Source organism: Bacillus sp. NPDC057893, assembly GCF_042796455.1.
In the GTDB taxonomy this organism is placed as follows: domain Bacteria; phylum Bacillota; class Bacilli; order Bacillales; family Bacillaceae_G; genus Bacillus_A.
The window spans coordinates 357,202-379,931 of sequence record NZ_JBHVNG010000003.1; the positions used below are offsets into that span (position 1 = coordinate 357,202).

Sequence of the window (22,730 nt, forward strand, 5' to 3'; positions counted from 1 at the left end):
AGGCTTATCTTTACTAAAAAGATATTGTCGCTAAGAAGTAACGTACCTTCTTTTTTATTATTTAAAACAGTTTCAAAAATGACCGTAGTAACGGATTAGTCGAATATTCTGTAATTCTTATATTCCTCTAACAATGTAAGAAACAATCGTATTTCCACTTCGGTCCACTAATCGTAAAACTCTCTTTAGACAAAACAAATGACTGTTTTCAAAGTACATATTTTCTTCATTCTGACCAAAATCAACCCTATCTAGATTTTTATTTCCACATAACCTTAAGGCAAAAACAAGCCTTCACAAAGGGATACATTACTTTGGTTAGCATGTATCGTAAAACTTACCTTTATAACCATTCTTTTTATTTAATTTACATGAAAACTCTCACCTATAAAGGGCTGATATCATTTTTATATCAGTATTTTTTTCGGCATTTTTTGTCGAATTGTGTATATTTCCATATAAATGTGTAAATATACATTTTGTTTTACGTTAAATAACACTACATTGAATATCATCTTTTTTGTCGGAGAGCGCGTATAGAAATGGAGGGATAGTAAAAACAAATCGCTTATAACAAATACTTTTAATATTCCATTTGTTCATGTGGAATAAGTCCCCAATGGACAAATGAATGTTCAAGGGAGGAAAAATGAAAAAACTTTTTAATATATGTTTAATTGTATTTGTACTATTTTCACAGTTTATTAGTTTCCCATACAATCAAGCAAAAGCTGAAACGTTAAAGGAAACTTCTTTATTTGACACTGTTGAAATGAAAGATGCAACTGGTCATATTATTGACGAAGCATTAAATCCTAAAAACTTAATAAAGATAGGATCAACCATTCAGTTAGAATATGCTTGGTCAATAAAAGATTCTCAAGTTTTACATGCAAACGATACAGCAGTGCTTCAAATACCACTTGCATTAAAAGTATCTAAAGATACGCAAGGAGATTTGGTGGTTGATCAAAAACATATTGGTCAATATTTTGTGACAGCTAAAGATAACAAACTGAAACTAATATTTAATGATCAAGTAGAAACTTCAAAAGATGCTAAAGGTAAAATTAAACTTGAAACTGTATTTAATCCAACTTTAAAAACTGGAGAAAAATCAGTTCAAATCGCTTTTCCTCTAGGAACAATGCTTCATCCTATTTCAGTTCCTGTTCAAGTAGAAGATTCTAAAGAAGATGTAACCAAACAGGATACTAATAAACAAGCGCAAGATCCAGTAGCTAAACCTGTTACTGGTAATCCGGAACAAGATCCAGCAGCTAAACCTGTTACTGATAATCCGGAGAAAAATCCAGCAACTAAACCTGTTACTGACAATCCGGAACAAGATCCAGCAGCTAAACCTGTTACTGACAATCCGGAACAAAATCCAGCAGCTAAACCTGTTACTGACAATCCGGAACAAAATCCAGCAGCTAAACCTGTTACTGACAATCCGGAACAAAATCCAGCAGCTAAGCAAGCCACTGACAACTCAGAACAAAAATTAGCAAGCAACCCTGCTGAGAATACAAATTCAAGTCCAAAGCAAATAACAACAAACATTTTAACGGGTGTAAAGTTAACGGACAAAGACGGAAAACCATTTACAGAGGATAACCGTCCAAGTACAGATTCCCCTGCCAATATTGAGTTTACATGGGAACTTTTAAAATCGATGAATGTCAAAAGTGGAGATTACTATATTTTTGATCTTCCTAAACATTTTAAGATTTACAATACAATTAACAGTCCTTTATACGATAGCGAAAACAACACAATTGGAAACTTTACTGTTACAAAAGAAGGAAAGGTCACAATGACATTCAACGATTATGTTGAAGAACATCCAGATCTTGTTGGTAACCTACAATTAAAGACAGAATTTAATAAAGCTGAAATTAAAGGTACAACAACACAAGAAATTCCTTTCCCAATTAAAGATAAAGATGTTTCTATTACAGTTGACTTTAAGCCTAATGTCCAAACAGCTACGAATAAAAAAGGGTTACCTGATAGGCCAATTAATACAAATGAAATTAATTGGACAGTAGAAATGAATAAAACGAAAGATAAGCTTATAAACGCTGTTTTTAAAGATACTATCCCACAAGGTACAAACTTAAATAAAGATTCTATTAAAGTTTATTATTTAGAAGTTGATGTTAATGGGAACGCAACACGTGGTGCAGAAGCTGATCCAGCAGATTACAAAATCACTTCATCGGATGGTTCAAAATTGGAGATTGCTTTTAAAGATAACATCGATAAAGCATACCAAATCGAATATACCACAAAAATTACTGATGAAAATGTTGAAAATTTCCAAAATAACGTTACGATAACGAGTGATAATCAAAAGCAACAAAACGCAAGCTCTACTGTAACGGTTTCTCGTGGTACACATTTAAACAAAACGAGTAAATATGATCCAAAGACGCAAATGATTGAATGGACAATTACTTACAATGGTGATCAAAGAGATATCAAAAAAACAGATGCAATTTTAAAAGATGTTTTTGACGCTGCACATGTACTAGATGAAAATTCTATTGTCGTGAAAAATGCTTCATATGATGATAAAGGAAAGCTTGTAACAGGAGACGCTGTTACTAATTACACTGTAAGTAAAAAGAAAAATGGATTCGACCTACAGTTTAATGAGGATATTAATAGTGCTTATGTAATTACCTATAAAACAAGGCCAACTGATAACGTCATAACAGATGGAAAAGTAAAAAATACAGTTACAGCTGATAATGGTTCAAGTAAAGAAAATGAAGCCGGCTTCAAGCAGCAAAATATTATTAAATCTAATAATAAAGCTGAAACAAACTATAAAGACAAAACAACAACTTGGACAATTATAGTAAATAATAACAACTATCCATTAAACAACGCGATCATTACGGATACCTTTGATCATGGTGGATTGCAATTAAAAGATAAGAAATTAGAAATTAAAGACGGAGATTATACTCTTCAAGCTGGGACTGACTATGTTTTAGATGTGACGGATAAAGGTTTCAACATTACCCTTATAGGTACATATCAGTCTAATATGACAAAGACATTAGTTGTAAAATATACAACAGACTTTGATTATACAAAATTGGAAAGTGGTAAAACTTCCTTTAAAAATACAGGTAACATATCTTGGATAGATGCAGATTCCAACAAACAATCAAATAAAGATGTAGCTAATTTTGATCCTGATGCTTTCACAAAGGCGAATGGGTATAAATACGGTTCTTATAACGCCCAAACAAAAGAAATCACTTGGATAATAGGCTTTAATTATAATAACGTTGAGATTAAAGATCCTTATGTTATAGACGTAATACAAGATAAACAAAAGTTAGTACCAGGATCCATCGAAGTGCGCGATATGATTTTAAATGGAAGTCCGGATAACGCAAAACCTGGTAATGCTGTACCGACTGAGCAATATGAACTTGAAGAGCCTACAGATAAAAATAAAAACACCCTAAAGGTTCATTTCAAACAATCAATTAATTCACCTTATTATATTATCTTTAAAACAAGTCTTGATGGTGAGCTTATCCAAGGTACCTACAAAAATGAGGCAGAGTTAAAAGATGGCTCTAAAATTGTTAACACTCTTAAAGGTGATGCTCAAGTAAATAAAGGTGGTAGCTTTGTTACAAAAAAAGCTATACAAGATGACAACTATATTAATTGGAGTATTGCAATTAACGAAAGCCAATCAACCATTGCAGACGCAGTTGTAACAGACGATCCAACAGACAATCAGGTACTTGTGGAAGATTCATTCCACTTATATCCTACAACTGTCGATCCATATGGAAATTTAACAAAAGATACAGTAAATGAATTAAAACAAGGAACAGACTATAAGTTAAAGATCACAACAGACAATAATACCGGAAAGCAACATTTCGAAATTGCCTTCTTGAAAAAAATTGATCGAGCTTATATTTTAGAATATCGTTCACTTATTAATGCAGACGATAAAGAAAAAGTAAGTAATAAAGCGAAAATCGCAGGCAATAAGTTAACAGTAACAAATACAGAAACTACCGAAACGATTGAAGTACGAATGTCTTCTGGTTCGGGCGGAGGATCTGCTACCAAAGGTCGTGGAAACCTTGAAATTATAAAGGTAGATAATGACAATAAGAACGCACCATTGGCTGGGGCAGAATTTACTTTATACGATCGTACAGGGAAAACTGTTATCCGTAAAATCACAACAGACAAAGACGGGATTGCTAAATTTAATAACTTAAAACGCGATAAATATTTATTAAAAGAAACGAAGGCCCCAGCAGGCTATGTAATTAGCTGGGATTTAAAGCAAGGCAGACTTGTTGAACTTGGTTCACAAGAAACGACAACATACAAACTTAGCAATAAGAAATTCGTTGGTAAAGCTGTGCTTACAAAGGTTGATGACCTGAACAATAACGAAACACTTAAAGGTGCAGTTTTCGCCTTACTAGATAGAAATAACAAAGTAATTCCTGGCTACGAAAAATTAACAACTAATGAAAATGGACAAATTACTGTAGATCCATTGAAACCTGGAACTTATCAATTAAAAGAAATCGAAGCTCCAGTTCATTATGATCTAAATAGCCAACCAATCTGGTTTACTGTCTCAGAAGATCAAACAACAGTAATTAATGTAACTGCTAAAAATAGTCTGAAGAAGGGTTCAGTCATCTTAACGAAATTTGATGAGAACAAGAAACTTCTTGAAGGTGCCATTTTTAGCTTACAAGACGAAAAAGGTAAAGTAATCCCTGGCTATGAACAATTAACAACAAATAAAGATGGATATATTGAAGTAAAAGACTTACGTCCTGGCAAATATCAATTTGTTGAGACACAAGCTCCTCTTCATTACGTTACAGACCCGACACCTATTAAGTTTGAAATTGAAAAAGGACAAACAAAGGCGGTCTCTGTCAAAGCAGAAAATAACCTAATTAAAGGTGGCGTCACTTTAACGAAAGTTGACGACGTTGAAGAAAATGTAACTCTTGAAGGTGCGGTATTTAAAATCGTCAATGAAAAAGGCGATACAATTCAACAAAACTTAAAAACAGGATCAGATGGAAAGTTAATCGTTAAAAACTTAGAGCCTGGTAAATATAAATTTATCGAAACAGAAGCTCCTAAGTACTATGAATTAAATAAAGAACCGATTGATTTCACTATTGAAAAAAGTCAAACCTCCTTCGTTTCTGTTACTGCAAAGAACAGTTTAACGAAAGGTGACGCTGAATTAGTAAAAGTTGATAACGTTGATAAGAAAGAATCTCTAGAAGGTGCAGTCTTCAAGGTTATTGACGAACACGGAAAAGATGTTCGTACTGACTTAACTACAGATGCTGAAGGGAAAATTAAGGTTTCTGATTTACGTCCTGGCAAATATCAATTTGTTGAAACACAGGCTCCTGAGCATTATGAACTAAGTACAGAACCTATCAACTTCACAATTGAGAAGGGTCAAAAAGAAATCATCACTGTTACAGCAGAAAATCGTTTAGTACCGGGTAATGTTGAACTATTAAAAGTGGATGATGTGGATGGGAATGCTCTTGAAGGAGCAGTCTTCAAGATCGTTGACGCAAATGGAAAAGATGTTCATACGAACCTTATTACTAACAAAGAAGGGAAAATAGCTGTTTCTGGACTACGTCCTAGTAAATATCAGTTCATCGAAACAAAAGCTCCTGAAAACTATGATTTAAACAAGAAACCGATTGATTTCACTATCGAGAAAAGTCAAACTGCTACAAAATCTATTACAGCTACAAACAGCTTAACTAAAGGCGGTATTGAATTAACGAAAGTAGATTCTTTAAACGATAAAGAAAAACTTGAAGATGCCGTATTTAAAATCGTTAACGACAAAGATGAAGACGTTCATACAAACCTTACTACTGATAAAGAGGGAAAATTAGTAGTAAAAGATTTACGTCCTGGCAAATACAAAATTGTCGAAACAAAAGCCCCTATTTATTACGATGTAAATGTAGAACCTATTGAATTTACAATCGAAAAAGGACAACAAAAGCTCCTTCCACTTACATTTAAAAATAGTTTGACGAAAGGAAAAGTCAAACTAATTAAAGAAGATGATGTGGAAAGTACTAAAGCTCTTGCTGGTGCAGTGTTCACATTACAAGACGCAACAGGCAATGACATTATGAAAGATCTAAAAACAGATGATCACGGAGTATTAGTTATTCCTGATTTAGCACCAGGAGATTATCAGTTTATTGAAACAGCAGCTCCTGAACATTATAAATTAGATCAAACACCTATTAAGTTCACAATTAAAAAAGGTAGTAAGGAAGATCTTCCAGTCCCTGTAACTGTAAAAAATAGTTTACTTACAGGTGGCGTTACTTTAACTAAAGTTGATGACGTTGATAGCACTACTCTTGAAGGTGCAGAATTTATAATTGTTGACGCTCATGACACTAAAAAGGTAATTCGCAAAGGCTTAACGACTGATAAGTACGGTATAGTTACCGCTTCTGATTTACGCCCGGGAGATTATCAATTTATTGAAGTAAAAGCTCCAAAAGACTATGACTTAAGCAAAGACCCTATTCCGTTTACTATCGAAAAGAGTCAAAAAGAAAACATTACGGTTACTGCTAAAAACAGCTTAACGAAAGGTGCAGTAACATTAACAAAAATCGATGACATCGATCGTACGATGCTGAAAGGCGCAATCTTTAAAATCGTTGACATGGACGGTAAGGAAGTTCATACAAACCTTGTTACAGATGACAATGGCGAAATTTCTGTTTCTGATTTACGTCCGGGAGACTATCAATTTATTGAAACAAAGGCTCCTGAGCACTATGTATTAGACGAAACACCGATTCCATTTACAATTGAAAGAAGTCAAACGAAAAAGATTACTGTTACAGGTAAAAACACTTTAACAAAAGGTAGCGTTGAATTAACTAAAATTGACGATATTGATATCGATACAAAACTTGCTAACGCTGTATTTAATTTATTAGATGCAGACGGAGAGCTAGTTGAAGAAGGCTTAAAAACAAATGGTGAAGGAAAAATTGTTGTTGAAAATCTACGTCCTGGTACGTATCAATTCGTTGAGAAAACAGCTCCTGAACATTACGATTTAAATAAAAAACCTATCGTATTTACAATTAAGAAAAGCCAAACAGAAACACTTCTCGTTACGGCTACAAATGCTTTAACAAAAGGTGCTGTGGAACTTTCTAAAGTAGATGATATTGATGGCACTACTCTTGAAGGTGCGGTATTTAAAATCGTTAATATGAATGGTGATGTAATTCATAAAGACCTTGTTACAAATGAACAAGGGAAAATCGAAGTTAGAGACCTACGTCCTGGTGATTACCAATTCATCGAAACGAAAGCTCCTAAGCATTACGTTTTAGATGAAACACCGATTAAGTTCACGATTGAAAAAGGACAGAAAAAAGCTATTTCTTTAACTGCCAAAAACAGCTTAAAACAAGGTAGTATCGAATTACTTAAAGTGGATGACCTAAACGATCAAACAAAACTTGCTAATGCTGTATTTAATTTACTAGATCAAAATGGAAAAGTACTTAAAACAGATTTAAAAACAAACGGCGAAGGAAAAATCGTTGTTGAAAACTTACGTCCTGGTACGTATCAATTTGTCGAAACAACGGCTCCTGAACATTATGATTTAGATAAAAAACCAATTGTATTTACAATTGAAAAAAGCCAGAAAGATATTGCTACTATTACTATGAAAAATAGTTTAACAAAAGGCGGCGTGGAACTTTCTAAAGTGGATGACGTCGATGGCACTACTCTTGAAGGCGCGGTATTTAAAATTGTTGATATGAATGGTACTGCAATTCGCAAAGATCTTATCACGAATCAACAAGGTAAAATTAGCGTTTCTGACCTGCGTCCTGGTGATTATCAATTCATCGAGACAACAGCGCCGAAACACTACGATTTAAATAAAGAACCAATTCCATTCACAATCGAAAAAGGACAAGCTGAACCTATTTCTGTTACTGCTAAAAACAGTTTAACGAAAGGTGCAGTCGAACTTTCTAAAGTAGATGATATTGATGGTACTGTTCTTGAAGGTGCTTTATTTAAAATTGTTGATATGAACGGTAATGACATCCGCACTGATCTTAAGACAGATGCACACGGTAAAGTTATTGTTCCTGATTTACGTCCAGGAGACTACCAGTTTATTGAAACGAAAGCTCCTGAACACTATAAATTAAATGATACACCAATTAAATTTACAGTTAAGAAAAGCCAAAAAGAACAGCTTCAAGTTACTGCTACTAACAGCTTAACTGAAGGTGCTGCAGAGTTAATTAAAGTGGATGATGTAAACCCAGATACAAAACTTTCTGGTGCTGTATTTAACATCGTTGATGCGAATGGTAAAATTGTCCGCACCGATTTAACTACTGACCAAGAAGGAAAAGTTTCTGTTTCTAATTTACGCCCAGGAGACTATCAGTTTATTGAAACGAAAGCTCCAAAACATTACGATTTAAATAAAGCACCTATCCATTTCACTATCGAGAAAAGCCAACCAACTCACGTTTCTGTTACCGCTAAGAATGGCCTAACAAAAGGCGGCGTGGAATTAACTAAAGTTGACTCTGTAGATACGAAAGAACTACTTGAAGGTGCAGTATTTAAAATTACTGATATGAACGGTAACGACATTCGTACGAATTTAGTTACAAATAAAGAAGGAAAAATCATCGCTAAAGACTTACAACCAGGAGATTATCAATTCATTGAAACGAAAGCTCCTAAACATTATGACTTAAATGAAGAACCAATTAAGTTCACAATTGAAAGAAGTCAAACAAAGCACGTCTTCGTTACAGCTACTAACAGCTTAACGAAAGGTAGTGTAGAGTTAATTAAAGTGGATGATGTTGAAAAAAATACAACCCTTGAGGGTGCAGTATTTAAAATTGTTAATAAAGATGGACACGACGTCCGTACCGATTTGACTACTGATAAAAACGGCCGTTTAGTCATTGATAACTTACCACCAGGAGACTATGAGTTTATCGAAACAAAAGCTCCTGAACACTATGACTTAAACGAAACACCTATTAAGTTTACAGTTAAAAAGAGTCAAGAAAAAATCGCTTCTGTTACTGCTACTAACAGCTTAACAAAAGGTGCTGTCGAACTTTCTAAAGTAGATGACGTCGATGGTTCTACTCTTGAAGGAGCTATCTTTAAAATTGTTGATCAAAGCGGCAATGATGTGCGTACTGATTTAACTACTGATAAAGATGGAAAAATCGCTATTTCTGATTTACGTCCGGGAGACTATCAATTTATTGAAACCAAAGCTCCGAAACATTACGACTTAAATCAAAACCCTATCAAGTTTACTGTTGAAAAGAGTCAAACTGCGAAATCTTCCGTTACCGCTACCAACAGCTTAACGAAGGGTCCAGTTGAATTAACTAAGCTTGACGATATTGACGGATCTACTCTTGAAGGAGCTATCTTTAAAATCGTTGATCAAAGCGGCAATGATGTTCGCACCGATTTAACTACTGATAAAGATGGGAAAATTAGCGTGACTGATTTACGTCCAGGAGACTATCAATTCGTTGAAACGAAAGCTCCTACTGGCTATAATTTAAATGCTAAGCCAATTCCCTTCACAATTACGAAGGGACAATCTCAAATTACCCCTGTTACAGCTTTAAATAGTTTAACAAAGGGCTCAATTGAGTTAACTAAAGTTGATATTGATCATCGTGGAACACTTGAAGGTGCCATTTTCAATATCTTAGACCGAGATGGGAAAATAATTCGAGAAGGTCTAAAAACAGACCAACACGGTAAATTAATCGTAAATGATTTGAAACCTGGTAATTATCAATTAGTGGAAACAAAGGCTCCTGAAGGCTATCAATTAGATGCTTCACCAATAAACTTTACAATTGAAAAAGCTCAAGCTGCACCACTACAAATTACAGTTTCAAATAAGAAGATCGAATCTTCACCAGATGGAGATGATAAACCAATTACTCCTCCAAATAAAGAGGAGAAACCAGGAAAAGAAACTTCCGAAGAACTAGAAAAAGGAAATCCTGAGACTCATGGAAAAGAAACTTCCAAGGAACTAGAAAAAGGAAATCCTGAAACACAGACAAACAAACAGCAAGATGATCGAAATATAGATAAAAAACTTCCAAATACAGGTCATAAAGAAGATCATACACAAGCAGCAGGTATCGTTCTTCTACTGGCTGGATTGTTAAGTATTTTAGCTACAAAACGTAAAAAACATTATAAATAATATGTTTTACAGCCAATCAATTAATAAATTGATTGGCTGTTTTTTTGCACAAAAAAGACGATACATAAAGTATCGTCTTTTTAACGGGGTGAGGCTGTCCAAAAGTACGGAAAACTCTTGAACAGCCTCGTATTTTCATATGGATGCCTTACATATATCACTGATGGCAATTATGAAATGCGGAAACATAGTTACCATCACATGATTCAAACAAAAGAAAAGAAACCCTATAACGGATCCCTTTTCCCTACATAATCTAAAGTTTGGGTACACTAGATTCATGCAATGTAGGAGCCTTCAGAACAGAAAGCGAACCTTCATTTAAAATGATAGCATACATATCTCCGCTGAAAATATGCAAATGTGCATATAACGTTTTTTATTTCTCAACATACAATTATTGAAAATCCATACATATAAAGGTAAAATAAAACGAAACTTTAATCAGTGAGGTTTTTGTTCATCCCTCACTGATTATTAGCCCACAATAGTGCTGCTCAAAAATAGCAGTATAAAGTCGTTATCCGTCTTCTTTTGTCAGTCAGAGAGAATAGAAGAATGGGAGAGGGAAAAATGAGAAAATCACTGAAACAAAAAATAGTAAGCTCCTTGCTTGCTGTATCACTCGCCGTTAGCTTAGCTCCAATCGGACAAGCAAAAGCTGATTCCACGTCAGAAATCACACAGACTCCACCTATTACAAAACAAGTTGATGCAAACCGCGCCATCGAGCATATCCGTTTCTTATCCGAAACAATCGGTCCCCGGCCAGGTGGTACAAAATCAGAAGAATGGGCTTCTCGCTATGTTGGTATGAAGCTTAAATCAATGGGATATGAAGTAGAGTATCAGCCCTTTCAAGTGCCGGATCAATACGTTGGATTTATCGAATCACCATTAGGGACAAAGCGTAATTGGCAAGCTGGTGCTGCTCCAAATGCACTAATTTCTACAGAAGCTGTTACAGCTCCACTTATCTTTGTTCAAGGTGGTACAAAATTAGACGATATTCCAAATGAGGTAAACGGAAAAATTGTTTTATTCGAAAGGGGTGCAACAGTAGCAGATTATAATAAACAAGTTGAAAATGCTGTTAGTAAAGGGGCAAAAGGTGTTCTTTTATACAGCTTAATTGGCGGACGCGGAAACTATGGACAAACTTTCAATCCTCGCTTAACTAAAAAACAGTCTATCCCTGTCTTCGGTCTTGCTTATGCTCAAGGAAATGCATTTAAAGAAGAAATTGCTAAAAAAGAGACAACAATTCTTTCCCTAAAAGCGAGACATGAATCTAATTTAACATCCTTAAATGTCATCGCAAAAAAGAAACCAAAAAATAGTACAGGTAATGAAAAGGCCGTCGTTGTAAGTTCACACTACGATAGTGTCGTTGGAGCACCTGGGGCAAATGATAATGCTTCTGGTACAGGATTAGTATTAGAACTGGCTCGTACTTTTCAAAATGTAGAAACTGATAAAGAAATTCGTTTTATTGCTTTTGGTTCTGAGGAAACTGGCTTACTTGGCTCTGATTATTATGTTAATAGTCTGTCCCAAAAAGAACGCGATCGAATTTTAGGTGTCTTTAACGCAGACATGGTTGCAACAAATTATGATAAAGCAAAGAATTTATATGCAATGACTCCTGATGGCTCAACAAACCTTGTAACAGATGCTGCCTTACAAGCAGGTAAACAATTAAATAACGATCTCGTTCTTCAAGGGAAATTTGGCTCTAGCGATCACGTACCATTTTCTGAAGTGGGTATTCCTTCTGCACTATTTATTTGGATGGGCGTCGATAGTTGGAATCCATTAATCTATCATATTGAAAAGGTATACCATACACCCCAAGATAATGTGCTAGAAAACATTTCGCCTGAACGTATGAAAATGGCATTAGAAGTTATCGGGACAGGAGTTTATAATACACTTCAAACACCTGTTACTCAAACTGAACAAAAGGCTGCTTAATGCTTTAAAAGACTACTGATTTTATCAGTGGTCTTTTATTGAGAAAAAACATATATGCATAAAAGCATATTTTCTCCTATGTAATATCGTATACAATATTAACTGTAACAAAAACGATTACAACTAATAAGGAGGCTTTTTCTACTATGAAAAAAATGATTTTAGCAGGTGCGTTAACTTTAGCAGGAATTACTGGAACTACCGCTTTTATTCCAGAAACAAAGGCTGCTGCCGCTCAAGAACAAAGCTTTACAAAATTTTATTCTTTGCAAACTGGAAGTAGTTCCGAACAAGAACCTATTTTCCTTCAAAAAGGACAAGAACTAACAATTCATCCTAACAGCAAAACTCCTAGTTACAGTGTTTATGACTCAAATCATAACCTTATTGGGCGTTATTCTGATGGTTACGGCAGAATTTCCACTGCAAAAACAGATGGAAATATGTATGTTCAATTTCATGCACCTTACGTTTACTATAGTCCTGTTAGTTTTTCTGTTACTTATACAATTCAATAGAAAAGGGGCCTCTTACAAGGCCCTTCTTTATGAAACAAATCCAATACTCGATCTTTCCACCTTTTCTTCCATCGTACCCCCCTGTCACTTATATAAGACGATGCAAACTCTCCTTTTGTTGGATAAATTTTTTTTATTATTCCACATAAAAAAGCAATCACAACATCATGTGATTGCTTTTTATTTAAAACGAACACTCGGTTCCGCTTTTCTTTATTACATTTTTTCTGGTGCAGATACTCCTACGATTGCTAATGCATTTTGAAGTGTAGTGCGTACTGCTTTCATTAATTCGTAACGAGCTCTACTTAATTCTAAGTTATCTTGGTTTAATACTTTTTCTGCATTGTAGAAGCTGTGTAATGCTGCTGCTAATTCAAATGCATAGCTTGTAATGCGGTGTGGCAGACGTTTTTGCGCTGCATCCGCTACTACAGCTGGGAATTCACCAAGTTTTTTCAGTAACTCTACTTCTTTCTCAGAAGTAACAAGTTTGTAATTCACGTCTCCGCCTGTAGCTAATCCTAACTCTTCACCTTGACGAAGGATACTGCATACACGAGCATGTGCATATTGTGCATAGTATACTGGGTTTTCATTAGATTTTGATACAGCTAAGTCCATATCGAAGTCTAAATGAGAATCACCGCTACGCATTGCGAAGAAGTATCGCATTGCGTCCACGCCTACTTCTTCCATAAGCTCACGAAGTGTAACTGCTTTACCTGTACGCTTACTCATCTTCATTTTTTCACCATTTTGGTACAGTTGTACCATTTGAATGATTTCTACTTCAAGAGTGTCTTTATCGTAACCAAGCGCTTGAATAGCAGCTTTCATACGAGGAATGTAACCATGATGGTCAGCACCCCAAATGTTGATTAGCTTATCGAAACCACGCTCTAATTTATCGCGGTGGTAAGCGATATCTGGCGTTAAGTATGTGTAAGAGCCGTCATTTTTAATTAATACACGGTTTTTATCGTCACCGTAAGTCATTGAACGGAACCAAGTTGCTCCGCCTTCTTCAAAGATTTCGTCACGCTCTTTTAATACAGCAAGAGCCTGATCAATTTTTCCGTTTTTGTATAATGATGTTTCTGAGAACCACACATCGAAGTTAACACGGAAGCTTTCTAAGTCTTTTTGAAGTTTTGCTAACTCATATTTCAAACCGTATGAACGATAGAATTCATAGCTTTCTTCTGCATCAGCTTTTGCATAACGATCACCAAATTCTTCAGCTAAACGTTTACCGATTCCAATGATGTCCGCACCATGGTAACCGTCTTCTGGCATTTCTTTCTCTAAACCTAAAGCTTGCATGTAACGAGCTTCAACAGAAAGAGCTAAGTTATGAATTTGGTTACCAGCATCATTAATGTAGTACTCACGAGATACATCGTATCCTGCTTTTGCTAATACGTTACATAAAGTGTCACCTACTGCCGCACCACGTGCATGTCCTAAGTGAAGATCGCCTGTTGGATTCGCAGATACGAACTCAATTTGTACTTTTTCACCTTTACCAGTATTCGTTTCACCGTATGCTTCACCAGCGTTTACAATTGTTGGGATTAAGTCTGTTAAGTAGCTATTATCCATGTAGAAGTTAATGAAACCAGGACCAGCGATTTCAATTTTTTCAATAGAAGCTTTTGCTTTATCGAAGTTTGCAACTAATTCTTCTGCAATCATACGAGGTGCTTTTTTCGCAACGCGTGCAAGTTGCATTGCCATATTTGTAGAGAAGTCACCATTTGTTTTATCTTTTGGAGATTCTAATACAACGTTTGGAATTTGTTCTTCTGTTGCTAATTCTGCCTTTAATACAGCAGCTTGAATTTCTTCTTTAATCAATCCTTTTACTTGTTCTAAAGAATTCATTATTTTGCCTCCTTCAAATTAATTGTAATTGTATATCTGCCAGCTTCTTGTTCACTTAGAAGCAATGCGTACGTTAAGAAGAGTTGTCCTTTTTTCTTTTCATCCGACCATTTAAAAAGAACATTATCAGTTTTCGTTTGCAATGCAAACGTACCAAGTTCACTCGTATACGTACCAGTTGTCCATTCACCTTTCACATGCGTCTGACGCATAGAAATAGCACCTGAACGCATAATGAGAACTTGTTCATCTTGAATTTTAATAATTGTTTTCACTTCGCCTTGTTCGTTCGGCTCTTGAAATGTTATATATGTACCTTGACCTTTTACATAGTATTGACCATTTGCTTCAAAAGCAACGGTTTCCTTCCTCGCCCCTTCACGGATTTCTGTTACGAAATGAACGTGTACTGGCAAGCCTGCAAGTTGTTTCTTCACGTCTTGCACACCTTTCAAATGTTATAGATATTAAATACTACTTATAATAAATCACTTTTCCTATCATATCAAAAAAAGACTCTGTCTGTCTGCTGAAAAATCAGGAAAACTCCTTTTCAAAAAATAATTCAACTTCTCTTTATTTCGTATGTTAAAATATTTTTAAAATCTGAATATTTTTTTCATTTAAAGAGGTGAATCTAATGCTACCAACAAAATTAAAAAAAGGTGATGAAATAAGGATTATTTCACCATCTTGTAGTTTAAGTATTGTCTCAAATACGAACCGAGAGCTTGCCACAAAAAGATTAACCGATATGGGCTTTCACGTTACATTCTCAAAATATGCTGATGAGATAGATCAATTTGCTTCCTCTTCTATTTCTTCACGCGTTCAAGATTTTCATGAAGCATTTAAAGACCCTAATGTAAAAGCAATTTTGACGACACTTGGAGGATACAACTCTAACGGTTTATTAAAACATCTCGATTACGATTTAATTCGAGAAAATCCGAAGTTTTTCTGTGGCTATTCTGATATTACCGCTTTAAATAACGCACTTTACACAAAAACAGGCTTAGTTACATATTCAGGTCCTCACTTCTCTTCATTCGGAATGGAAAAAGGGCTCGATTATACGACCGATTACTTTTTAAAATGTTTAGCTTCTAATGAGCCTATTGAAATATTACCGGCTGAAACATGGAGTGATGATTCTTGGTATATGGATCAAGAAAATCGAGAATTTATTAAAAATGAAGGATATGTTTCAATTCAAGGAGGGGAAGCGACGGGAGATATTATTGGTGGTAATATGAGCACATTTAATTTACTGCAAGGTACACCATATATGCCTAACTTACAGGGCAAAATTTTATTTCTTGAAGAGGATAGTTTAACCGGAAAAGCTACCCTAAAAACTTTCGATCGATATTTACATTCTCTTATGCAGCAAACTGATTTTGAATACGTAAAAGGTATCGTTATAGGAAGAATGCAAAAAGGAGCAGAATGTATGATAGAGGACATTCAAGAAATGATTGCTTCAAAGCCTGAACTTGCACATATCCCTATTATTGCGAATGCAAGTTTCGGACATACAACTCCAATCTTTACTTTCCCAATTGGCGGACGTGCAAAAATCATTTCTAATAAAAAAAGTTCAGCTATCACCATTTTAACGCACTAAAAAAGGAGCGAACGATTCGCTCCTTTTATGGTTTTTCTATTTTTTGCAACGCTTTTTGTGGGATTGATTCTTTCGGGATTTCAGCCCACCCTTTTCCCTGCATACCTTTTGCATAAATTTTTATAAAAGCACCCGTATGCAATTCACGGTTCACCATTCTTTTAATAACTTGTAGCCTTCCATCTTCTGTATACCCTTTAAATGTATACAAATATTCATCGTCTTTTTTCTCACTTTTATCTATAACAGCATAATAATCTTGTATTTCTTTATTTGAAAAGAAGTTGTCTACAAAAGCATGCACACCTTCTGTTTTCGTGTTTAAATAATACGCTGTTCCACCTAAAATAATGGCGAACACAGCTAAAACCTTAATTACCAATTTCATAAATGCGCCTCCTGTTTGCACTGCTTTCTCACTAACCGTATGTCTATACCTGTATTATACGAAAAAAAGCATACTATACTCTATCGAAATGCCTTACACTTTCCTTACATTATTGTAAGAGTTTTTCACCTTACAGCAATTTCCCAATAAAAATTTTTTCCGTTTAACAAACTTTTATATTATTATTGAATGATACAAATTTTTATTACAAAAATCAAAGGAGACAGTTTTCAAATGGCTATCTTGCAAGGTTTAGCACTATTACTTGTTGTACTTTGTCTATTTACACTTTTCAGTTACCGTGCGCCTTACGGAATGAAAGCGATGGGTGCTTTAGCTAATGCAGCAATCGCAAGTTTTCTTATTGAAGCATTTCACCGTTATATAGGTGGAGAAATGTTTCATAATGACTTTTTACAATCAGTAGGAGAAGCTTCTGGTAGTATGAGCGGTGTCGCAGCGGCGATTTTAGTAGCATTAGCAATCGGCGTTTCACCCGTATACGCTGTTTTAATCGGTATAGCTACTAGTGGGTTCGGTATTTTACCAGGATTTTTCGCTGGATATGTTTGTGCTTTCGTCGTGAAATTTCTCGAAAAGAAATTACCAGCTGGTGTAGAATTTTTAGCAATTCTATTTATTGCCGCACCAATTTCACGTGGAATGGCCATGCTTATGGATCCACTCGTTAACGCAACACTCGGTAAAATCGGTTCTATGATTTCAGTTGCAACTACAGAAAGTCCTATCATTATGGGGATTATGCTTGGTGGATTAATCACAGTTATTTCTACATCTCCACTAAGTTCTATGGCACTAACTGCAATGCTTGGATTAACTGGTTTACCAATGGCAATTGGTAGTCTTGCCGTAGCAGCTTCTGCCCCAATGAACTTCATTTTCTTTAAACGACTAAAAATCTGTTCAAAGAAAGATACAATCGCTGTGGCAATCGAGCCGTTAACACAAGCCGATGTTGTCTCAGCAAATCCAATTCCAATTTACGCAACAAACTTTGTTGGCGGTGCGCTTGCCGGTATTATTACGTCGCTATTCCAGCTCGTTAATAATGCACCAGGGACAGCATCACCAATTCCAGGACTTCTCGTATTGTTCGGATTTAATGATGTAATAAAAGTAACGATTGCTGCCGTATTATGTGGAATCGTTACCACTATTGTTGGATACGTCGGTTCCATTGTGTTCCGCAAATATCCAATCCGTTCTGCTGATGAAATTCGCGGAATCACTTCGGAAGAGAAGGTTGCATAAGAAAAAGAGCTATTCTCATCGTTTGAGAATAGCTCTTTTTTGATGTCTTGCTACAGCAGCTAGAATCTCCGGCCATTTCACACTCTCGTTCGAAGCCAAAAGCGCTTCTCGGTCGAGCGTTCCAATGACCTGCGATTCTGAGCGAGCTGCCTCCGCTTTTATTTCACCCAACCGAGCAGCATTTCCCGCACGAATTTGCTTGCTGCGATTGGTGTTTGATCACTATGATCGTAGACTGGAGCTACTTCTACTAAGTCTGCTCCGACTACTTTTATATTTGAATTTGCAATTGCTACGATGGACTCTAATAGTTCTTTAGATGTAATACCTCCAGCCTCTAACGTTCCTGTTCCAGGAGCATGAGCTGGGTCTAATACATCAATGTCGATTGTGACATAGACTGGACGTCCTGCAAGTTTCGGTAATACTTCTTTTAACGGCTCTAATACGTCAAATTTGTATAAGTTCATACCTACTTCTTTCGCCCATTCAAATTCTTCCTTCATTCCAGAACGAATTCCGAAAGAATATACGTTTTCCGGACCAATTAAATCACACACTTTACGAATTGGTGTAGAGTGGGATAAAGGCTCCCCTTCATACGATTCACGTAAATCAGTATGAGCATCCATGTGGATGATTGCTAAATCCGGATATTTTTTTGCCATTGCCTTAAAAATTGGCCAAGACACTAAGTGCTCACCGCCGAGACCTAGTGGAAACTTACCGGCATCTAAAAGTTTTGCTACATATTCTTCAATCATGTCTATGCTGCGCTGTGGGTTCCCAAATGGTAATGGGATATCACCCGCATCAAAATATTTTACCTCTTCTAGTTCACGATCTAAATACGGACTATATTCTTCAAGACCGATTGATACTTCACGAATACGTGCAGGGCCAAAGCGAGATCCTGGACGAAAACTTACTGTCCAATCCATAGGCATCCCATAAATAACCGCCTTTGACTCTTCAAAACTTGGATGACTTTTTATAAATACTTTACCTGAATAAGCTTCATCAAAACGCATACTCTTTTCCTCCTTGTGTGGAAATTAAGGTATCCCAACCTTTCATTATTTCTCAAATTTGGAGCCTATAACTCCTCTTTCTCGATTTACCTGCGCCTTCTTTTTATTACAAGAAGACTACTTCATTTGTAGCAGTGTAAGTAACTAGCATGTTCAAGCCTTCTAGACAAACACCTTAAATGAGTTACTTACACTTTATTTATTTCAATTTAACGCTCTTACTTAATTAAATCGCCAACAAATTTCGGTAATGCGAATGCTGCATTGTGTAATTCTTTTGTGTAGTATTTCGTTTCGATTTCATGGAAACGCTCTTCACTTACTTCTAATGGATCATGTTTTTTAGATCCGATTGTGAACGTCCAAAGTCCACTTGGATACGTCGGAATGTTTGCTGTGTATAAACGAGTAATTGGGAAGATCTCTTTTACGTCTTTAAACACAGTTGTAATTAGTTCTGGTGTGAACCAAGGGTTGTCCGTTTGTGCAACGAAAATACCATCTTCTTTTAACGCTTTAGAGATTCCAGCGTAGAAGCCTTTTGTAAATAGGTTTACTGCCGGGCCTACTGGCTCAGTAGAATCTACCATAATTACGTCATATTCATTTTCGCTTTCTGCGATGTGTAGGAAACCGTCTCCTACTTTTACTTCTACACGCTCATTATCTAATGCGCCTGCAATTGATGGTAAGTATTGTTTAGAGTACTCAATTACTTTTCCATCGATTTCAACAAGAGTTGCTTTCTTTACACTTGGGTGTTTTAACACTTCACGAATAACACCACCATCACCACCACCAACAACTAATACGTTTTCAGGGTTTGGATGTGTAAATAAAGGTACGTGCGCTACCATTTCATGATAAACGAACTCGTCCTTTTCTGTTGTCATAACCATGCCGTCTAAAATAAGCATGTTTCCGAACTCTTCCGTTTCAACCATATCAAGTTTTTGGAATTCTGTTTGCTCCGTATGTAATGTGCGGTTAATACGCGCCGTAATTCCAAAATGCTTTGTTTGTTTTTCAGTGAACCATAGTTCCATCGTACAATCACGCCTTTCGCTGCAAATTTATAATAGGGACATCATTAATGTCCCCTAACAAAAATAAAACAAAACATCCAAAAAGTATAGTTAAAAGTACAAAAATACCGAAAATATATTTTAGTCAGAGGGTTCTAACATATATGCGAAAAAGGTTTGCTCTGTAATAGGAAAGAAAACCCTTTCTTAAGAAAGGGCTTTTGTCTCTATTTCTACCGGTTTACGAATCGGAATTAAGATCATAACGCAACCAACTAATACAACAATTCCACCGACTAAAAACGGGCTTTGCGGCGAAACTGTATGACCGATAACTCCTGATAAAATTGGAGCAATCGCGCCTCCTAACCAACGAACGAAGTTATAGACACCCGATGTAACAGATCTTTCATAAGGTGAAATATCCATTACATAACTTGTAAATAACGCATTATTTAATCCTGATGCTAATCCAGATAGAACGATTAACACGATTTGTAACCACATGATTTTAACGAAGAATAGTGCAATTAAGAAAATCGCAAATACGAGTAAACTACCTTTTAACAATGTTTTTGGTTCATATTTACCTTCTAGCTTATGCGCTAAAATTGCTGAACCGTAAGCTAATGCTAATCCCCATCCGCAAAATACAAATCCTAATTGAATAGCAGATAAATGCATAATCAGTGGTGAATATGCTAACACGACGAAAAATCCGTAGTAGTATAACATTCCTGAAATGGCACCTTGCATAAACGGTTTATACTTCACCAGGTTAAGTAATTCACCTACGCCTGCTGCTTTACGCTTCACTTCTCGCTCCGGTTCTTTTACAAAAAAGAATACTAAAATAAATGCTAAGAAAATTAAAATACTCGTTGCGAAAAATGGGTAACGCCAAGAATGCCCACCTAATATACCACCTAACAATGGGCCACCTGCCATCCCTAAACCGATAGCTGCTTCATATAATCCTACTGCTTCATGAACTTCTTTACTTAATGCTATTAAAAGTGTCATTGCTGTAGCAAAAAACATCGCATTTCCTAATCCCCATCCTGCACGGAAAAGAGATAATTGAGCAATCGTTTGCGATATACCACATATAAATGCAAACACAGTTACAATCGCAAGACCGATCGTCATCATTCGTTTATCACCAAATCTTGATGCAAATATTCCAGCTGGTAACATCATAATTGCCATCGTTAAAATATATGCTGTAAATAACATCTCGACTTGCCAATGCGAAGCACCAATTTGTTCAGCAATGCTTGGTAAAATTGGGTCGACTACTCCTATACCTGAAAAGGCAAGGAAGGTAGCCACCACTGTAATCAATCTCCCTAATTTTTGTTTGCTCTCCATTTTGATTACTCTCCTTTTGTATTCTCTAAAAATGTAACTGCACGGCTTAAACTATCCTCTAGCTCTGCCCTCACGCGCTGCATTTGCTCCATTTTCTCGTCTAACGTTTGCACTTGTTCTTCAAGCATCTCTTTAATTTCTTGAATCACTTCACGGTCACGCGGATTCTCACTATTTCTTCTTTGTTCCATTCTTTCTTTTAACGATAAGAAATGTTGCATTTCTTGAAGCGTAATTCCCAGCACTTCTTTCGCTTCCACAATCCTTTTAATTCTTGCAATGTCCTCGTCTGTATACAGGCGAATATTCCCTTCACTGCGTTCTGGGGGATGAATTAAACCAATTTCCTCATAATAACGAAGTGTACGCTTTGTTAAACCGACTTGCTTTGTTACTTCATCAATTTTATACATGTGTATTCCTCCCTTCACCGGATTATTACATTTTACGTTAACGTTAACCTTTGTGCAACTATTATACTTTTGTAAATGTTTGTCATATGAATTGTATTTTTCTCAAAGCAGTTTCATAATGAAAGAAAAGAGATGATAAGGAGATTTCCACATGAATAAACCACTTATTTTCGCTCATCGCGGGGTAAAAGGAACACACCCAGAAAATACGATGATTGCCTTCCAAGAGGCTGAACGCATTGGTGCTCACGGAATTGAATTTGATGTTCATCTATCAAAAGACGGTGAACTAGTTGTTATTCATGATGAAACAGTGGACCGTACAACAAATGGCGTGGGACTTGTTTCTGAGAAAACTGTAGAAGAATTACAAATTTTAGATGCTGGTAGCCATAAAGACCCTTCTTTCCATGAGGCAAAAATCCCAACGTTACGAGAAGTATTTATTTGGCTCTCTACAACAAATTTACAACTTAACATTGAATTAAAAACAGATGTTATTCACTATCCAACTATTGAAGAAAAGGTCGTCGCTCTCGTTCGTGAATATCATCTATCCAATCAAATTGCATTTTCATCATTTAACCACGATTCCGTTTCATTATTAGCAGAAATTGCTCCAGAAATTCCAAGAGCGATTTTGTACGACACACCACTTGCAGATCCTATTGCTGAAGCAAAAAAACGTGGGGCAACTGGATTACATCCAAACTTTCAATTATTAACGAAAGAGTTTGTCCAATTAGCACAGGGGCAAGGATACGTTTTTCGTCCTTATACCATTAATGAATATAAAGATTTACAAACTATGATTGATTACGGCGTAGATGTTATTATTACCGATTGGCCAGCGCGTGCTTTTGAGCTCCTTTCTTAAATGAA

13 protein-coding genes are annotated in these 22,730 nt (G+C 35.9%); 6 read left to right on the forward strand and 7 right to left on the reverse strand.

From position 1 onward, the window contains the following. Nucleotides 1-649: 649 nt before the first annotated feature. From ACFVQC_RS17670 to ACFVQC_RS17680, 3 genes are all read left to right on the forward strand, one after another. Nucleotides 650-10,342, forward strand: a complete 9,693-nt coding sequence (locus ACFVQC_RS17670; protein ID WP_377898797.1) for a SpaA isopeptide-forming pilin-related protein — start codon at nucleotides 650-652, stop codon at nucleotides 10,340-10,342. 573 nt (nucleotides 10,343-10,915) lie between these two features. Further along, on the forward strand, nucleotides 10,916-12,316 hold the full coding sequence (locus ACFVQC_RS17675; protein WP_377898798.1) for a M28 family metallopeptidase: 1,401 nt from the start codon (nucleotides 10,916-10,918) through the stop codon (nucleotides 12,314-12,316). Between the two features lie 146 nt (nucleotides 12,317-12,462). Then, complete coding sequence (locus ACFVQC_RS17680) at nucleotides 12,463-12,834, forward strand: hypothetical protein (protein WP_377898799.1); 372 nt, start codon at nucleotides 12,463-12,465, stop codon at nucleotides 12,832-12,834. 216 nt (nucleotides 12,835-13,050) lie between these two features. Here ACFVQC_RS17680 and argS read toward each other — a convergent pair whose 3' ends face one another. Beyond that, nucleotides 13,051-14,721 carry an arginine--tRNA ligase gene (gene argS, locus ACFVQC_RS17685; protein ID WP_375371091.1) on the reverse strand — a complete coding sequence of 557 codons (1,671 nt, stop codon included), beginning with the start codon at nucleotides 14,719-14,721 and terminating at the stop codon, nucleotides 13,051-13,053. After that, nucleotides 14,721-15,158 carry a YwiB family protein gene (locus ACFVQC_RS17690; RefSeq protein WP_000744340.1) on the reverse strand — a complete coding sequence of 146 codons (438 nt, stop codon included), beginning with the start codon at nucleotides 15,156-15,158 and terminating at the stop codon, nucleotides 14,721-14,723. Before ACFVQC_RS17690 ends, argS begins: the two co-directional genes overlap by 1 nt. 203 nt (nucleotides 15,159-15,361) lie before the next feature. On the opposite strand from ACFVQC_RS17690, the gene ACFVQC_RS17695 reads away from it, so the two are divergent. Then, nucleotides 15,362-16,348, forward strand: a complete 987-nt coding sequence (locus ACFVQC_RS17695; protein WP_377898800.1) for a S66 family peptidase — start codon at nucleotides 15,362-15,364, stop codon at nucleotides 16,346-16,348. Between the two features lie 25 nt (nucleotides 16,349-16,373). On the opposite strand, the gene ACFVQC_RS17700 is transcribed toward ACFVQC_RS17695, so the two are convergent. Then, a complete protein-coding gene (locus ACFVQC_RS17700; protein WP_377889644.1) occupies nucleotides 16,374-16,736 on the reverse strand; it encodes a YxeA family protein in 363 nt (120 codons plus the stop codon). 234 nt (nucleotides 16,737-16,970) lie between these two features. On the opposite strand from ACFVQC_RS17700, the gene ACFVQC_RS17705 reads away from it, so the two are divergent. Next, nucleotides 16,971-18,008 carry a PTS sugar transporter subunit IIC gene (locus ACFVQC_RS17705; RefSeq protein ID WP_002144677.1) on the forward strand — a complete coding sequence of 346 codons (1,038 nt, stop codon included), beginning with the start codon at nucleotides 16,971-16,973 and terminating at the stop codon, nucleotides 18,006-18,008. A 158-nt stretch (nucleotides 18,009-18,166) separates the two neighbouring features. Here the strand turns inward: ACFVQC_RS17705 and speB are convergent, their stop codons facing one another. From speB to ACFVQC_RS17725, 4 genes are all read right to left on the reverse strand, one after another. Next, nucleotides 18,167-19,039 carry an agmatinase gene (gene speB, locus ACFVQC_RS17710; protein WP_016106742.1) on the reverse strand — a complete coding sequence of 291 codons (873 nt, stop codon included), beginning with the start codon at nucleotides 19,037-19,039 and terminating at the stop codon, nucleotides 18,167-18,169. 218 nt (nucleotides 19,040-19,257) lie between these two features. Next, nucleotides 19,258-20,085: a polyamine aminopropyltransferase gene (gene speE, locus ACFVQC_RS17715; RefSeq protein WP_000424696.1), complete on the reverse strand. Its 828-nt coding sequence runs from the start codon at nucleotides 20,083-20,085 to the stop codon at nucleotides 19,258-19,260. Between the two features lie 186 nt (nucleotides 20,086-20,271). Then, nucleotides 20,272-21,435 carry an MFS transporter gene (locus tag ACFVQC_RS17720; RefSeq protein WP_377889649.1) on the reverse strand — a complete coding sequence of 388 codons (1,164 nt, stop codon included), beginning with the start codon at nucleotides 21,433-21,435 and terminating at the stop codon, nucleotides 20,272-20,274. Between the two features lie 5 nt (nucleotides 21,436-21,440). Beyond that, entirely contained in the window at nucleotides 21,441-21,848 is a 408-nt protein-coding gene (locus ACFVQC_RS17725; protein WP_002144674.1) for a MerR family transcriptional regulator, read from the reverse strand. A gap of 151 nt (nucleotides 21,849-21,999) precedes the next feature. On the opposite strand from ACFVQC_RS17725, the gene ACFVQC_RS17730 reads away from it, so the two are divergent. Continuing rightward, nucleotides 22,000-22,725, forward strand: coding sequence for a glycerophosphodiester phosphodiesterase (locus ACFVQC_RS17730; RefSeq protein WP_377898801.1), 726 nt, complete (start codon nucleotides 22,000-22,002; stop codon nucleotides 22,723-22,725). The last annotated feature ends 5 nt before the right edge of the window (nucleotides 22,726-22,730 follow it).

Bases quoted from the DNA above. Each gene is read 5' to 3' on its own strand.
- ACFVQC_RS17705 (WP_002144677.1), top strand. From the start codon at position 16,971: ATGGCTATCTTGCAAGGTTTAGCACTATTACTTGTTGTACTTTGTCTA.
- ACFVQC_RS17695 (WP_377898800.1), top strand. From the start codon at position 15,362: ATGCTACCAACAAAATTAAAAAAAGGTGATGAAATAAGGATTATTTCA.
- ACFVQC_RS17680 (WP_377898799.1), top strand. From the start codon at position 12,463: ATGAAAAAAATGATTTTAGCAGGTGCGTTAACTTTAGCAGGAATTACT.
- speB (WP_016106742.1), bottom strand. From the start codon at position 19,039: ATGCGTTTTGATGAAGCTTATTCAGGTAAAGTATTTATAAAAAGTCAT.
- ACFVQC_RS17700 (WP_377889644.1), bottom strand. From the start codon at position 16,736: ATGAAATTGGTAATTAAGGTTTTAGCTGTGTTCGCCATTATTTTAGGT.
- ACFVQC_RS17670 (WP_377898797.1), top strand. From the start codon at position 650: ATGAAAAAACTTTTTAATATATGTTTAATTGTATTTGTACTATTTTCA.
- speE (WP_000424696.1), bottom strand. From the start codon at position 20,085: ATGGAACTATGGTTCACTGAAAAACAAACAAAGCATTTTGGAATTACG.
- argS (WP_375371091.1), bottom strand. From the start codon at position 14,721: ATGAATTCTTTAGAACAAGTAAAAGGATTGATTAAAGAAGAAATTCAA.
- ACFVQC_RS17725 (WP_002144674.1), bottom strand. From the start codon at position 21,848: ATGTATAAAATTGATGAAGTAACAAAGCAAGTCGGTTTAACAAAGCGT.
- ACFVQC_RS17720 (WP_377889649.1), bottom strand. From the start codon at position 21,435: ATGGAGAGCAAACAAAAATTAGGGAGATTGATTACAGTGGTGGCTACC.
- ACFVQC_RS17730 (WP_377898801.1), top strand. From the start codon at position 22,000: ATGAATAAACCACTTATTTTCGCTCATCGCGGGGTAAAAGGAACACAC.
- ACFVQC_RS17675 (WP_377898798.1), top strand. From the start codon at position 10,916: ATGAGAAAATCACTGAAACAAAAAATAGTAAGCTCCTTGCTTGCTGTA.